The sequence below is a fragment of the Synoicihabitans lomoniglobus genome, from assembly GCF_029023725.1.
GTDB lineage: Bacteria > Verrucomicrobiota > Verrucomicrobiia > Opitutales > Opitutaceae > Actomonas > Actomonas lomonigloba.
Window position 1 is genome coordinate 2,070,816 of record NZ_CP119075.1, and the last position, 14,460, is coordinate 2,085,275.

The 14,460-nt window shown below is 61.1% G+C and carries 13 protein-coding genes and 1 tRNA gene; 8 read left to right on the forward strand and 6 right to left on the reverse strand.

The window, feature by feature from the left end; genetic code table 11:
* The first annotated feature begins 187 nt into the window (after positions 1-187).
* Complete coding sequence (locus PXH66_RS08070) at positions 188-919, forward strand: alpha/beta fold hydrolase (RefSeq protein WP_330928966.1); 732 nt, start codon at positions 188-190, stop codon at positions 917-919.
* A gap of 8 nt (positions 920-927) precedes the next feature.
* Here the strand turns inward: PXH66_RS08070 and PXH66_RS08075 are convergent, their stop codons facing one another.
* The 4 genes from PXH66_RS08075 to PXH66_RS08090 all read right to left on the reverse strand — a co-directional run bounded on the left by PXH66_RS08075 (position 928) and on the right by PXH66_RS08090 (position 5,304).
* The gene (locus PXH66_RS08075) at positions 928-2,304 is read right to left on the reverse strand and encodes an MATE family efflux transporter (RefSeq protein ID WP_330928967.1); all 1,377 of its coding nucleotides are present in this window, start codon (positions 2,302-2,304) and stop codon (positions 928-930) included.
* A gap of 232 nt (positions 2,305-2,536) precedes the next feature.
* Positions 2,537-3,502: a DNA polymerase III subunit gamma/tau gene (locus PXH66_RS08080; RefSeq protein ID WP_330928968.1), complete on the reverse strand. Its 966-nt coding sequence runs from the start codon at positions 3,500-3,502 to the stop codon at positions 2,537-2,539.
* 26 nt (positions 3,503-3,528) lie between these two features.
* Positions 3,529-4,176 (reverse strand): dTMP kinase, encoded by a 648-nt coding sequence (gene tmk, locus PXH66_RS08085; RefSeq protein WP_330928970.1) that lies wholly within the window; start codon positions 4,174-4,176, stop codon positions 3,529-3,531.
* Between the two features lie 18 nt (positions 4,177-4,194).
* On the reverse strand, positions 4,195-5,304 hold the full coding sequence (locus PXH66_RS08090) for a PfkB family carbohydrate kinase (RefSeq protein ID WP_330928971.1): 1,110 nt from the start codon (positions 5,302-5,304) through the stop codon (positions 4,195-4,197).
* Between the two features lie 146 nt (positions 5,305-5,450).
* Between PXH66_RS08090 and PXH66_RS08095 the strand changes: the two genes are divergently transcribed.
* From PXH66_RS08095 to PXH66_RS08105, 3 genes are read left to right on the forward strand one after another with little or no spacing between them, the layout of a single operon-like run.
* A complete protein-coding gene (locus tag PXH66_RS08095) occupies positions 5,451-6,140 on the forward strand; it encodes a MotA/TolQ/ExbB proton channel family protein (protein ID WP_330928972.1) in 690 nt (229 codons plus the stop codon).
* 33 nt (positions 6,141-6,173) lie between these two features.
* Positions 6,174-6,605, forward strand: coding sequence for an ExbD/TolR family protein (locus tag PXH66_RS08100; RefSeq protein WP_330928973.1), 432 nt, complete (start codon positions 6,174-6,176; stop codon positions 6,603-6,605).
* A 29-nt stretch (positions 6,606-6,634) separates the two neighbouring features.
* The gene (locus PXH66_RS08105; RefSeq protein ID WP_330928974.1) at positions 6,635-7,465 is read left to right on the forward strand and encodes a TonB family protein; all 831 of its coding nucleotides are present in this window, start codon (positions 6,635-6,637) and stop codon (positions 7,463-7,465) included.
* A gap of 168 nt (positions 7,466-7,633) precedes the next feature.
* Here PXH66_RS08105 and PXH66_RS08110 read toward each other — a convergent pair.
* Positions 7,634-7,709, reverse strand: a tRNA-Ala gene (locus PXH66_RS08110).
* Positions 7,710-7,956: 247 nt separating this feature from the next.
* Here PXH66_RS08110 and PXH66_RS08115 point away from each other — a divergent pair.
* Positions 7,957-9,471: a sigma-54-dependent transcriptional regulator gene (locus PXH66_RS08115; RefSeq protein WP_330928975.1), complete on the forward strand. Its 1,515-nt coding sequence runs from the start codon at positions 7,957-7,959 to the stop codon at positions 9,469-9,471.
* Positions 9,472-10,233: 762 nt separating this feature from the next.
* Here PXH66_RS08115 and galE read toward each other — a convergent pair.
* Entirely contained in the window at positions 10,234-11,223 is a 990-nt protein-coding gene (galE, locus tag PXH66_RS08120; RefSeq protein WP_330928976.1) for a UDP-glucose 4-epimerase GalE, read from the reverse strand.
* Between the two features lie 56 nt (positions 11,224-11,279).
* On the opposite strand from galE, the gene PXH66_RS08125 reads away from it, so the two are divergent.
* The 3 genes from PXH66_RS08125 (at position 11,280) to PXH66_RS08135 (ending at position 14,326) form a co-directional block, all read left to right on the forward strand.
* Positions 11,280-12,524, forward strand: coding sequence for a beta-ketoacyl-[acyl-carrier-protein] synthase family protein (locus PXH66_RS08125; RefSeq protein WP_330928977.1), 1,245 nt, complete (start codon positions 11,280-11,282; stop codon positions 12,522-12,524).
* 19 nt (positions 12,525-12,543) lie between these two features.
* Complete coding sequence (locus PXH66_RS08130; RefSeq protein WP_330928978.1) at positions 12,544-12,801, forward strand: acyl carrier protein; 258 nt, start codon at positions 12,544-12,546, stop codon at positions 12,799-12,801.
* Positions 12,802-12,895: 94 nt separating this feature from the next.
* Positions 12,896-14,326: a phytoene desaturase family protein gene (locus PXH66_RS08135; RefSeq protein ID WP_330928979.1), complete on the forward strand. Its 1,431-nt coding sequence runs from the start codon at positions 12,896-12,898 to the stop codon at positions 14,324-14,326.
* Positions 14,327-14,460: the final 134 nt, after the last annotated feature.

The following is a 14,460-nucleotide window of genomic DNA, read 5'->3' on the forward strand; positions in this document are numbered from 1 at the left end:
AGGAGCGAAACCACGAAACACCCGGAATACACGAAAATATTGCATCAGCAGGGCGTTAAGCTTCGGTTCAAAATATCGGTTCTGCTTCAGCTCGCGTTGTAGGCTTGGTCTACGGCCTTTCGTGTATTTCGTGTGTTTCGTGGTTAATCTTTCCTCACGAGATTTAGGCGGCGCCGGAAACCCTCCCATGGTGGTGCTGCACGGCATGTTAGGTTCGTCGCGCAATTGGATGAGCGCCGGGGCGGACTTGGCTCAGGATTGGCACGTGCACGCGCTCGATCAGCGCAATCACGGCAAATCTCCGCATGCCGAGCCCATGAATTACGACGCGCTGGTCGGCGACGTTCTCGCTTGGATGGACGCCCGCGCCATCGACCAAATCGACCTCATGGGGCACAGCATGGGCGGCAAAGTGAGCATGGTGCTGGCGATACAGCATCCGGAACGCGTGCGTCGCCTGATCGTCGTCGACATCGCGCCCAAGGACTACCTTTCCCATGGCCACCGGGCGGAATTTGCCGCGATGCACGAACTGCGCCTGAACGAAATCCGTTCCCGCGGTGAGGCCGAGCTGCGCATGGAATCCCGCGTGGCCGATTGGGGCATGCGAAAATTCATCACCACCAATCTCGAACGCGACGAAGCCAACGGTGGCTGGCGTTGGATCATTAACCTGCCCGTCATCACCGCCGCGCTACCCGATTTGGAACGCAATCCTCTGGCGCCCACCGACACCTTCGACGGTCCGACGCTGTTTATCGCCGGCGGCAAATCTCGCTACATCGCGCCCGCCGACCATGCGGTCATTCGTCGACATTTTCCGTCCGTGCAAATCGAGACGATCGCCAACTCCGGCCACAATCCGCACATGGAGGCGCGGACCGATCTGGTGCAATGCGTGCGAGCGCACGCCGGTTGATTGCGGGATTACGCGGCGGCGGTTTCGGCCAGGCTGGCTTCCACGCCAGCGCGGCTGCGTTGGGCGTGCGGCAACCAGTCCCGTCTTTTCCAGCGGCGAAACATCACCGAACCGCGGAAACACTCGTCCACGATCATCGCAGTCCACAATCCCGGCAGCCCCCAGCCCAAATACAACCCGAGAAACCACGACAGCGGCACCCAGATACCCCACATGCCGATGAGACCGAGTTTGAGCGGAAACGTCACATCACCGGTGGCGCGGAGTCCGCACACCATGACCATGTTAAACAACCGACCCGGTTCGATCAGCAGCGCCATTTTTAGCAACAACGCCCCCAGCACGATCACCTCGGTGTTGTCGCTGAACAATCCGAGAATACTGCCGCCAAAAAGCGCCGCGGGCAGCACCGCGATCATGATGATGCCCAGACCTTGTTTGAGGGTGCGGAGCAATCGGCGATAGGCGTGTTCGAACTCTCCGGCCCCGACGTGGTAGCCGAGCAGGATTTCGTTGGCCAAGGCCAGGGCGAAGCTGAAGGCGAATACGAAATGCATCACCTGCATCGTGTAGGACTGCACCGCGAGCGACGTCGCCCCCATCCGCGCGGTGAAGGTGGTGATCGTCATGAACGAAATCCACCAGCACAGATGCTCGCCCGCCGACGGCAAACCGATGCGCAGGATTCGACGCAGCCGGGGCAGGGGAATCCGCACCAAATCGACCAGTCGAATGGTGATGCCGGTGCGACGCCGTAGCATGGCCCAGAACAACGCCGCCGCCACCACGCGACTGGCGGCGGTGGCGAGCGCGACGCCGATGATGCCCATCCGCGGCGCGCCAAACAGACCGAAGAGCAACACCGCGTTGCCCACGGCATTGAAAACGTTCTGCGTGATCGTGATCCACATCGCATCGGACGCACGATTGTGGGCGCGCAACACCGCCCCGACCGCCACGTTGTGCGCTTCGAGCCAAAGCGTGGCCCCGAGGATCACGAGATAGGGCTGCGCGTATTGGAAAAGCGCCTCCGGCAACTGCATGAGTCGCAACAGACCGCTGGCGTTCAGCGTGATGATGACACTGAGCAGGATGCCCAACCAAAAATTCACCGCCACCGCCGTCACTCCGGTCGCATGAGCGCCGGTCTTGTCGTTCCCGCCGAGACAGTGCGTGACGACCACGCTGCTACCGATGCCTACGAATCCGAAGACCATGATCGCGAGGACCACGAATTGATGGGAAATTCCCAGCGCCGCCACCGCGTCGTCACCGATCGTGCTCACCATGAACACATCGATCGTGCTCGTGAGCACATGCAGCGCGTGCTCCACAAAAATGGGGAGCGCCAACGCGATCAAGGTGGGTCGAACAGATGTGGTCATGACGTGAAAACGGACAGAGCCCGGCAACCTGCCACACGCGTCGCGCGCGCGGCAAGCCCCGGAACGACGTCCCGCCCATCAGCGTTAAGCAAGACGCAGGCCGAACGATGTGTCCGCCCGCGGTGGAGCCGTTCGAGGTGGGGCGATTTCGCCAAAACCGCCGCACGCGTTGCGATGGTCGGATCGTGGAGCCGACCACCACCGCATCGGCGAGCGCGCCCTACCTTCTTACTCAGCTGCGCGCCGCCCAAAGGCGCAGCGAGGCGAGCATGAAACTTTCCAGCGCGGTCTGGGCGTTGAGGTTCACACGCAACAGACCGACGGAGTGTTCCAGTTTTTCAATGGCACCGGTAAACGCACGGCGGAACGACTCGTCGCCCGTGCTGATGTGCTCGAGGGCAAAATCGCGGGTGGCGTGTTCGATGCCGGCAAAGAGTTTGAGGCGCAGCCCGTTGGAGAGCCCGGTTTCGATCGCGACCTTTTCGTCATCTGCCAAATCGGAAGGCAGGTCGGTTTTTTGTTCCTTCCACGCCTCGGAAGTAGCCGCGTCCAAAATGACGCCAAAGCGCGCCGTGAGCCCATAGGCGGAAAAAATAGCATCGGCTGCGGCACCGCGATCGGTCACGCCGGCGGAGAGCCGCCCCAGCCAGGCCTGGTAGTCGGAAATCCATGCCCGCCAGCCATCGGGCAGGTAGCCGACTTCGGCCGACGGGAAACGGAAATTGAGGCAACGGCTGCGAATGGTCGGCAACAGCGCGTAGGGCCGCGTCGTCAGCACGAGCAGCGTGGTATTGGCCGGCGGCTCCTCGAGGGTTTTGAGGAAGATGTTCGAAGTGGCCACATTCATGCGGTCGGCTTCGTGCACGATGCCGACTTTGTGATCACCGGTGGCGGCGGAGACGGACAGCTTGCCGATGAACTTGCGCATGACATCCGCTTTAATGAAGCGTGCTTTGCCCTCGGGGCGAAGGTTGTGGCAGTCCGCGTGATCGTTGGGCGCGAAGCGCACGGCGGGAGCTGCGCCGTGGGGCGGATACAACAGGCGATCCGCGATCGCCAGCGAGACGGCGACCAGCGTTTCGTATTCCGCGCCGGTGATGAGCAGGCTGTGCGACAAACGCTCGCGCTCGATCGCACGTTCGATGACGGCGACGGCGGGCGTGCCTTGGAGCGAGTCCGGCCAGGTCAACGCGGGCATGGGGGCAACGACAAGCGAGCCTGCGCTCAGGCGATCGTCTTTTTGACGACCTTCCAGATTTCGCGTTCGATCTCCAACTCCGACAAGGTGCCTTTGATGACGACGATGCGATCGGGCAGGCTCTTCGCGAGCAGCAGGTAGCCGTTGCGGACTTTGGTGAAGAAATCGATGTTCTCGCGCTCCATGCGATCAGGCACATCGGAGGCGCGCTGGCGGATGCGTTTTTTGGATACGCTGGGGGGCACGTCGAGCACGACGGTGAGCGCCGGCATGACTTCGCCGACGGCGAAAGTATTGATCATGCTCACGGGATCAGCGGCGAGATTGCGGGCAATGCCTTGATAAACCGTGGACGAGTCCATGAAACGGTCGCTGAGCACAATGGTGCCTTTCAGGAGCGCCGGCGCGATGACCTCGCGCACGAGCTGGGCGCGGGCGGCGGCGAAAAGCAGCAACTCCGTCTCGGCACACATCTCGTCGCCACTGGAATTGTGCACGATGATGTTGCGCACCTGTTCACCGATCTCGGTGCCACCGGGTTCGCGGACGCTGAGGACGTCGTGTTTGTGTTTGGCGAGACGCTTGGCGAGTCGGGCGATCTGGGTGGATTTCCCACTGCCTTCGGCGCCTTCGAAGGAGATCAGTTTACCCAGAGGAGTTTCTTTTGCGGGCATGGGGTTAGAATGGATTACTCAGGACCAGTTGGCGAGGAAGCTTTCGAGGTCAGCGAGGGTGGGGCTCTGGGCAGTGCGCACGTAGTGACCGCTGGTGCACACGCCCGTGGTCAGACAAGCCTGCGGGCTCAGGCCGAGCAGTTGTCCGGTGGAAAAGCCCGCATTGAAGTGATCGCCGGCCCCGGTGGTGATGAGCGGTTTCTTTACGTAAGGTCCGGGAATCCAGTAAGTGCCTTCGGCGGTGGCGCACGCGGCGGATTCCTTCGGGTGCACCACGACCGTGGCGTAATTGAGCTTTTCGCGGATGTCGGCGGCGATCTGGCGCAGGCCGGCTTCGTCCTCGGGCAAGGCGTGAAAACCGATGGTGCGATGCACGCGCTGCGCTTCCTTGAGATTCAGGCCGAGCGTGACTTGGCCAAAGGCGCCGAAGCGACCGATCAATTCCAGCGCGGCGAGCAAGTCAGCCTCGGACCGTTTCTCGGGATCGGCCAAATCGAAAAAGAACACGCGATCACGCGCGGGGAGTTTGGGTAAAACGGTCTCCACGAGTTCGCGGAAGATTTCGCTCATGCCCGGGATCATCGTCCAGTTGACCAACGCTACCAAATCGGCTGCACCGAAAGCCTGCTCCAACGCGGGCATGCCCATTTTTTCAACCATGCGCTCAAACGTCACCTCATCCAGGCTGCGCATCTGGCCGAGCATCAGCTTCCCGTCATCGAACTCGACCGCGATCGTCGTGGCGGGATCGCTCAGCGAAACGATCTCCGAGCGACTCGCCATTTCCTGAAACACCGGATGGATGGCGAAACGACCCAGCGAGCCGATGTATTTGAGGGCGAAACCGTGCTGGAGCAGGGCCGTGGCCATGATGGGGCCGTTGCCGCCGAGCTTGTCCATGCGCGGATACAGCTCGAGGTTCGTGCTCTTGCCGGCGGCGCCCACGATGCGTTCACCGAAATCCTTGATCGTGGGTATGGCTTCGAAATCGTCGCCCTGGCCGGAGCGGAGGGCGACGGGCGTGACGATGGTGTCGACGAACCCATCGAGACCCACGACGGCAAGTTTGCCTTCGAGGCCGGCGGAGTTTTGGCGTAATTCGTCGAGAGTGGCTTGGCGGAAGTCCATGGGAATCAAAGTCAAAAGCGGAACGCAGACCGAACTAGGCGAATACCCCCCGCGCAATCATGAAACTCGCCGCGTCAGTTTCATGGCTTTTCCATTGAAGCACGCCGAGGGAGTAACCACTTGTAACCAAACAGCCATAATTCATTGTGATCACCCCCATTTTCGCCGTCACCAACGTCATCCAATCCTTCCTCAGCTCCGGGCTGGTGGGGCAGGTCATCACCATCGGGTTGGTGATTTTCAGTTTCATCGCATGGTCGATCATGATCGACAAACACATGGAGCTCAAACGGCTGCGGTTGTTGAATCTCAGCTTCGAACAACGCCTGCGAGGCGAACGCACCTTGCTCGACGCCCCCGAAGCCTTTCGCGAACGGCGCGCCATTCCCTACGGCGACTTGTTTTCCGATGCTCTCGATGCCTACTGGCGAGCCGCCTCGATCGGACAAGACAAGGGTGTCGACACCTCCCGCTTTCGTCTCGAGCACACTGAAAACGCGCTGCAACGCGCACTCGCCCGGCAAGTGCTGCGCTACGAGTCCAACATGGTGTTTCTCGCCACCATCGTCTCCGGCGCGCCGTTCATGGGTCTGCTCGGCACGGTGTGGGGCGTGATGGACGCTTTCAGCGCGGTGTCGGTGCAACAAACCGCCAGCATCCAAACGCTCGCTCCCGGCGTGTCGGCGGCGTTGCTCACCACCATTGCCGGTCTGGTCGTGGCCATTCCGTCGGTCTTCGGCTACAACTTTCTCTTCGCCAGCACGAAGCGGCTGATCACGGAAATCGAGAACTACGCGAGTTCACTGGCCGACCGCATCGAACTCGAATCCAGCTAAACGGACCTCCTCCCGAACCGGACACCTTCCGCCATGGCCCGCAACTTTCGCCGTCAACGTCAGTCCGCTCCGATCTCGGAGCTCAACGTGACCAACCTGATCGATCTGGGGTTCACGTTGTTGATCATCTTTATGATCGCAACGCCGTTGATCAATCAGGAGCAAACCATCCCGGTCGATCTGCCGGTCGAGTCGCGCAGTGATCAAGCGAACCCGGATCCCGACACGCAGTTCGAAACCATCACCATTCGCGCAGGCGGCACGGTCGATCTGGCCGGCACGGCGATCGCCATGGCCGGCCTGAAAGTGGCGCTCGCACCTTACGCGGAACAAACCAAGCCGCCGGTGTTTCGTATCCGGATGGACGCCGATTCCACCGCGCAGCAATTCATCACCGTAATGGACGCGTTGAAATCGCAGAATCTTTCCCGCATCACCTTCGATACGCAGGTTACCGACCAATAATACGTCGGCCCTTTCGTGAGACCCAGCCCATGACCAGTTCCGCCACCGCCACCTCCACTTCGCTGCGACCCGGCGCCACGGGACTGTCGGCGGCGTTGCACATCGGAGCGTTGGTGGGTTTGCTGGTTATGGCATGGTGGTCACAGCGCACGGAGGACGAACCCGACAAAATGTTCGAACTGGTGCCAGATCCGGGCGACAACTACGCCGCCACCGAAGCCCCCTCGACCCCTGCGCCGGAACCGGCCGTCTCGTTGACCTTGCCCGCGCCACAACCTCGACCCACGCCACCGCGGCCGCAGCCTACTCCCCAACCTGCGCCGCAGCCCGCCCCGCAACCCGTGGTAGTAAAAAAGGCGCCACCCAAGATCGAAAAAGCACCGGAGAAACCGGCGGTCAAAATCGAGCCGGTTCGGGAACAGGTTTCTTTTGACGACTTCAAGTCGGAGCATGGTCAACCCAAGGCCCAGCCTGTGCGCAACACCCCGAAACCGATTACGGCCAAAACCATCAACGTCGACCAGGTGCTCGACCGGTCCACCAGCCGGGTGACCGAAGGCGCCGGGGGCACCGCCATGACGTCGAACGAAATCGATATGTCGAGGCGTTACGTGGCACTCATCATCCAACGGATTCGCCAGTCCATGGAAGCGGCCGGCATCACCGAGCTACGCGAAGCCGGGGTGCAATTCAGCGTGAGTCTCTCGGGGGCCATCACCGACGCCCATATCACGCGGTCATCCGGCAGCGGATCGTTTGACCGTGCTGTTCTGGCGGCTTTCAAGTCCATCCGTCCCGTCGGAAGCCCCCCGACTCGCCGCGCCGAAGTATTCAAGACGGTCATCAGGCTCAGCGAGTAAGCAGATCCCAGTTTCAGCCGCTTGGCTGGTGCGCTGAGAGGCAGATGCGAACGACGTGGAAGTCGTCCCTCCGAAATCATATATTCGTCAAAATGACTGGCACCGCCAAACGCATCGACTTGTCCAGCCCACAAAAAAGCCGCCCCCCGGGGGGGACGGCTAAAAAGTTGGTGGACCCTAGCGGGATCGAACCGCTGACCTCCTCAATGCCATTGAGGCGCTCTTCCAGCTGAGCTAAGGGCCCGGGAGAGAGGGGACAATCCAAGCTGGGGAACTGAAGGCAAGGAGTTTTTTCCCCCGATTCCAATATCCGCCGTTTTACTTCAAAATCCTGCGGCAGCCGATGCCTTCCCAGTCCCTAATTAGCACGACGAACGACCGGCCCCATGCACACAAGTGCATTGACCACACTACGGGGCGGTCTAAGCACTGCCGTTCAGGCGCGCACCCGGCCCTCGTTTGGACTGACGCACGCATTCCCGCTTTTCTCCATGACCGCAGCCAACTCGAAGTCCTCCACCATCCTGATCATCGATGACGACGATGAAATACGCTATTCTCTCGGCCGCGTCCTGTCGTCGGGTGATTACCAGATCAACGAAGCCGCCAGCGGTGAAGAAGGGGTGGCCGCGGTTAAAAAAGGTCCGTTTCCGGATCTGATCTTTTTGGACATCCGCATGGGCGGCATGAGCGGCATCGAAACGCTGCAACACATCCGCTCCACCAACCCCAAGCAATTGGTCGTGCTCATGACTGCGTTTGGCACCGCCCAAACCGCCATCGAAGCCATGAAGTTTGGGGCGTTCGATTATATCATGAAGCCGTTCGACCCGGCCAAGGTGCTGTCTCTGGCCGAAACCGCCCTGCAGGCCAATCGCGAGATGAAGGCGGTCGGCGACTACAAACCGACCATTAACAGCGAGGATTACAAGGAGGGCATCGTCGGTTCCTCCGCCCCGATGCAGGAGGTCTTCAAAATCATCGGCCAAGTCACCGCCAGCGATGTGACCGTCATGATCACCGGCGAGAGCGGCACCGGCAAGGAACTCGTGGCGCGCTCGATCTGGAAGCACAGCCACCGTTCCTCCAAACCGTTCATCGCGGTCAATTGCGCCGCGATCCCCGACAACCTCATCGAGAGCGAGCTCTTCGGTCACGAAAAAGGTTCGTTCACCGGCGCCACCGGACAACGCATCGGCAAGTTCGAGCTCTGTGACGGCGGCACCATTTTCCTCGATGAAATCGGCGACATGGCGCTCGCGACGCAGACCAAGATTCTGCGCGTGCTCCAGCAGGGCGAGATCCAGCGCGTGGGTGGCACCGAAACGATCAAGGTCGACGTCCGCATCATCGCCGCGACCAACAAAAACTTGGAGGAAATGGTCCCGGCCAAAGAGTTCCGCGAAGACCTTTACTACCGCCTCAACGTCGTGCGCATCAAGATGCCACCGCTGCGCGAGCGGGCGGACGACATTCCCCAGATCATCGATTTCTGCCTCCAGAATCTCGTCAAATCCCGCAAAACGCGCGTCTCCAAAGTGTCGCCCGAGGCCATCGATGTGCTCACGCGCTACCGCTGGCACGGCAACGTCCGCGAACTGGAAAACGTGATTTATCGCAGCGCGGTCATCGCGCAAGGCGACGCGATCTTGCCCAAGGATCTCCCGAGCGAAATCCGTTCGGCCGTCGGCACGATTTCGCCCTTCGAAGCCAGTCCCGCCATGGATTCGGCCGCCCCGATTCTGGCCGGCAGCGAGCCCGCGACCGAAACCGGCGGCGGTGCCCCCGCCACGATGTCGGTCGCCGGCGCCCTGGACTATTTGCACACGGCATTGGCGGCCGACGAGGAACCCATTCTCAGCCGGTTGGAGCGCGAGATGGTCACCCGCGTCCTCGCAGCCCTCGACGGCAACCAAGCCAAAGCCGCGGAGCGACTGGGTATGACCCGCACGACGCTGCGCAAACGCATCGACGCCTTCGGCCTAAAGGACGACCCCGTCTCCTAGTTCACGAAGGGGAGGGCGGTTTAACCGACGGAGTCCATGGGGACGGGACAGCGGCCGACACAGCGAAACAGCGCGCTCGGCGAGCACGCCCTACCATCACCGCCCCGTTCGATACCACGTAGGCCGCGAGCTCGCTCGCGCTCACCGGCTGACCGCGCATCCGTCAAAAGCGCCCGCAAGCGGACGGCCTACACCGATCCATCCCCGCGCACACCGACACGAACCTCAACGTAGGAGCGAGCTCGCTCGCGATAGCACCTGCCTCTCAACAGGTGTGACTACGATCCACCGGACAACGATATCACGCTCTTCGTGAAGGTAGGGCGGTTTCGCCGTAAACCGCCCGCCGCCCACATCCACCCAGCATTGCAACTCCACCACACTGCCAAGGCGCGCTCGGCGAGCACGCTCTACCTTTACCGCCGGATCCGCTCCGAACTGTGTAGGCCGCGAGCTCGCTCGCGCCAACCGGCTGACCGCGCATCCGTCAAAAGCGCCCGCAAGCGGGCAGCCTACGCCGATCCATGAACCTCGTTCGGCCCGCGCACACCGACACGAATCCCCACATAGGAGCGAGCTCGCTCGCGATAGCATCTGCTTCGCCGCACCAGCGACCAAATTCATCACGTAGGTGAGCACTATCACCATCGACGAGGTAGGGCGGTTTCGCCGTAAAACGCCTGCACACGTCCACCCAGCATCGCGACACCACCACTCCACCACGGCGCGCTCGGCGAACCCGCCCTACCTTTTCCTCCCCGTTCAATCGTCGTAACCGACGGCGTGTGTTTTGTGCCACGCCCACGCGGTCGCCACGATAGGCTCGATGGTCGGGTATTTCACTTCCCAATTCAGCTCGGTCTTGGCCTTCGTCGAATCGGCGTAGAGCGCGGGCGGGTCGCCGGCGCGTCGGGGCGCGTATTCGTGCGGCACTTTCATGCCCGAAACTTTTTCGACCGCTTGAATCACTTCCAGCACCGACGTCGGTGTGCCCGTGCCGAGGTTGTAGAACAATCCCGTGCCGGGCTCGGCCAATTTGTCAAAAACGGCAATGTGGGCGCGGCTCAGGTCGTCGACGTGCACGTAGTCGCGCAGACAGGTGCCGTCCGGGGTAGGGTAATCGTTCCCGAATACCTTGAGAGCGGGGCGCCGCCCGGTGGCGGCGTCGATGGCCAACGGAATCAAATGCGTCTCCGGATCATGCGCTTCACCAATGTTCGCATCTTCGGCGGCACCGGCCGCGTTAAAATAGCGGAAAGCCGCGAAACTCATGCCGTGAGCGTGCGCGATCGCCTTCAGCGCATTCTCAATGTCGAGCTTGGTCTGCCCATAAGGATTGATCGGTAACTGCGACACATCCTCCGTGATCGGCATGCGTTCGGGAATGCCAAAGGTCGCGCAGGTCGACGAGAAAACGAAGCGCATCACCTTTTTCTCCAACATGGTCTCGAGCAGCCGCAGAGTGGCGACGACGTTGTTGAAATAATATTTCAACGGATCGGTCACGGATTCGCCCACGTAGGCAAACGCGGCGAAATGCATGACCAAATCGATCTTTTCGTCCTCCAGAATGGGGCCGACCACAGCCGGATCGCCCAAATCTCCCTCATAAAACGGGATTTCGGGAGAGACCGCCCCCCGGTGCCCGAACACCAAACTGTCCAACACGACCGGCCGGTGACCCGCTTCCACGAGCTGCCGAACGCAATGACTTCCGATATAACCTGCTCCACCGACGACGAGGACATTCATTACGGAGGCTTGTATTGCGTTATCGGCCTGCTTGGCTAGCGGTTTTTCTTTTGAGCATGTCGTATCAACCACCGCGCATCGTCATCACGGGTATCGGACTCACGGCCCCGAACGGCAACACGTTGTCCGAATACCGCCAAAATCTGCTCGATGGTGTGTCGGGCGTGCAAAAATTCGACGTCCGCTACATGGGCCAGTCCCTGGCCGGCGTCTGCGACTTCGATCCGCTCAAATACCAAAAGCGCAAAGCCGTGCGCGTAGGCACCCGGGCCGGCTCCATTTCGATCTACTGCGCCCGCGAAGCCGTCGCTGACAGCCAGGTCGATTTTGACGCCTTCGACAAGGACCGCATTGGCATCTACATCGGCACGACCGAGCACGGCAACGTCGAGACCGAGAACGAAATCTACGCCATCTCGAAGTTCGACTACGATACCAAGTATTGGTCGCACTACCACAATCCCCGCACCGTCGCCAACAACCCGGCCGGCGAGATTTCTCTTAACATGGGCATCACCGGTCCGGCCTACGCCATCGGCGCTGCCTGTGCCGCCGGCAATCTCGGCCTGATTCACGCCGCGCAGATGCTCCGCTTGGGCGAGGTCGATTTCGCGATTTGCGGTGGCGTGAGCGAGAGCATCCACACCTTTGGCATCTACGCCGGCTTCAAATCCCAAGGCGCGCTCGCCACGCACAAGCACCCCGCCAAGGCCTCCCGTCCGTTCGACAAGGACCGCAACGGCATCGTGATCGCCGAGGGTGGGGCGCTCTACACGCTCGAACGCCTCGAGGACGCCCAGAAGCGCGGCGCCAAAATTTACGGCGAGATCGGCGGCTACTGCGTCAACAGCGACGCCAGCGACTACGTGCTGCCCAATCCCACCCGCCAGGCCGAGTGCGTGCGCAAGGCGCTCAAGTCCGCCGGCCTCAAGGCCTCGGATATCCACATCGTCAATACGCACGCCACCGCCACGCCCCAGGGCGACATTCAAGAGTGCGGCGCCCTGCGCGAGGTCTTCGGCGAGGGCTGCCCCGATACCCACATCAACAATACCAAGAGCTTTATCGGACACGCCATGGGCGCGGCCGGCGCCCTCGAATTGGCGGGCAATCTGCCGTCATTTGAGGACCTCACCGTGCACCCGACCATCAACGTCGATAACCTCGACCCGCAATGCGCGCTGCCGGGTCTCGTGCTCAATAAACCGGTCAAAGCCGCCAAGGTGGATGCGATTCTAAACAATTCATTCGGTATGCTGGGCATAAATTCCACGTTGATCGTGAAGCGGTTTACCGCCTAGGGTTGTCCTTTTACGCCAAATGACCAAAGAAGAAACCAAGCAGGCAGTGCTCGACATTATCGCCGATGTTGCTCCCGACGAAGAACTTAGCAACGTTAAGCCCGAGGTGAAACTGCGCGATCAACTCGAACTCGATTCGATGGACTTCCTCGATATCGTGATGGAATTGCGCAAGCGCCATAACATCGAGGTGCCCGAAGCCGATTACCCGGAGCTCGCGTCCCTCGACAGCTGCGCGGAATACCTCACCCCGAAATTCGAGGCCCTGGGCAAGTAAGTCCCCCTTCGGTTTCCGCCGATCTTACAACCGAGTCCTCCGGGGACTCGGTTTTCTTTTGGCCTGTTCCCCCGAACTTCATTTCATCCGCCGGTTGAACTCATCCACGCACTACGACGTCGTCATTATCGGAGCCGGCATGTCCGGCTTGGCGGCCGGTATCCGTCTCGCGCACTTTGGTAAGCAGGTCTGCGTCTTCGAGCGTCACAATGCCATCGGTGGGCTCAACAGCTTCTACAGTCAGCAGGGACGCAAGTTCGATGTGGGCCTGCACGCTCTGACCAATTTCGTGCGGCCGGGCGTCAAAGGCACGCCGCTCACCAAGCTGCTACGCCAGCTGCGCATCAGCCGTGACGAATTTCAGCTCAGCGAACAAAAGCGTTCCCGGGTGGCCTTCGGTCCCAACGGCGAAACGTCGCTCACGTTCACCAACGACTTCGAGGTGTTCGAAAGCGAAGTGGCGGCGGCGTTTCCGACCCAGATTGACGGCTTCCGCCAGCTCGTGGCGCTGATCCGCACCTACGACGATGTCGGGCTCGACGCGCAACCGGAGTCCGCTCGCGCTGTCGTGCGCCGTCACGTCACCGATCCGTTGCTGGAAGACATGCTGTTTTGCCCGGTCATGTATTACGGCAGCGCCCAAGAGCACGACATGGAGTTTGGCCAGTTCGTCATCATGTTCAAAGCCCTCTTCCTCGAAGGCTTCGCGCGGCCGTTCGACGGCGTGCGGGTCATCCTGCGCGTCCTGGCCGACAAGTATCGTGCGTCCGGCGGCGAACGCCGCATGAAGTGCGGCATCACCCGCATCGTAAACGACGGCACACGAGCCTCCGCTCTGGAACTCGACACCGGCGAAGTCATCACGGCCGACCACATCATTTCGTCCATCGGCGCCCCCGAGACCGAGCGCCTCATCGTCTCGCCGACTGACACCCCCGCCGCGCGCCTGCCGGTCGGCGCACTCTCCTTTGTCGAGACGATCACCATCCTCGATCGCCAACCGGCGGCGCTGGGGTGGGGCGACGACACGATTGTGTTTTTCAACGACTCCGCGCGGTTCGACTACGCCGCCGCTACCGACCAAGTCGACCCGCGCAGCGGCGTGATTTGTTTCCCCAACAATTTCGCTTACGAAGACGGTCGCGAGCTCCCCGAAGGTGTATTTCGCTGCACCTGCCTGGCCAACTACACGGCCTGGTCGGCCTTACCCGCAGACGACTACCTCGCGGCCAAGGCGCAATGGTATGAGACCATCCAACGCAGCGCCCGGCGATTCCTGCCGACGGTGAGCGACGCCGATCTCACCGGCGCCGCGATCGCCACCGACATGTTCACGCCGCGCACGGTCGAGAAATTCACGGGCCACTTCGGTGGGGCCATCTACGGTTCGCCCCTCAAACATCGCCAAGGCCGCACCAACCTGAGCAATGTCTACCTCTGCGGCACGGACCAAGGCTTCCTCGGCATCATCGGCGCCATGCTCAGCGGCATATCGATGGCCAACTACCACGTCCTGCGCGGGTAGGGTGAGGGTTGGTTTAACCACAGATGGACACAGATTAACACAGATCCAGATTCTGGATGAAGCCCTGTCTTGTGAACACGTCGCGTAGCGGTAGCGAAGCCATCTGAGTCCATCTGTGGTTAAAAAAAGTTTTG

Coding starts and splice junctions, on each gene's coding strand:
- PXH66_RS08070 (WP_330928966.1), top strand. CDS start 188: ATGGTGGTGCTGCACGGCATGTTAGGTTCGTCGCGCAATTGGATGAGC.
- PXH66_RS08075 (WP_330928967.1), bottom strand. CDS start 2,304: ATGACCACATCTGTTCGACCCACCTTGATCGCGTTGGCGCTCCCCATT.
- PXH66_RS08080 (WP_330928968.1), bottom strand. CDS start 3,502: ATGCCCGCGTTGACCTGGCCGGACTCGCTCCAAGGCACGCCCGCCGTC.
- tmk (WP_330928970.1), bottom strand. CDS start 4,176: ATGCCCGCAAAAGAAACTCCTCTGGGTAAACTGATCTCCTTCGAAGGC.
- PXH66_RS08090 (WP_330928971.1), bottom strand. CDS start 5,304: ATGGACTTCCGCCAAGCCACTCTCGACGAATTACGCCAAAACTCCGCC.
- PXH66_RS08100 (WP_330928973.1), top strand. CDS start 6,174: ATGGCCCGCAACTTTCGCCGTCAACGTCAGTCCGCTCCGATCTCGGAG.
- PXH66_RS08105 (WP_330928974.1), top strand. CDS start 6,635: ATGACCAGTTCCGCCACCGCCACCTCCACTTCGCTGCGACCCGGCGCC.
- PXH66_RS08115 (WP_330928975.1), top strand. CDS start 7,957: ATGACCGCAGCCAACTCGAAGTCCTCCACCATCCTGATCATCGATGAC.
- galE (WP_330928976.1), bottom strand. CDS start 11,223: ATGAATGTCCTCGTCGTCGGTGGAGCAGGTTATATCGGAAGTCATTGC.
- PXH66_RS08125 (WP_330928977.1), top strand. CDS start 11,280: ATGTCGTATCAACCACCGCGCATCGTCATCACGGGTATCGGACTCACG.
- PXH66_RS08130 (WP_330928978.1), top strand. CDS start 12,544: ATGACCAAAGAAGAAACCAAGCAGGCAGTGCTCGACATTATCGCCGAT.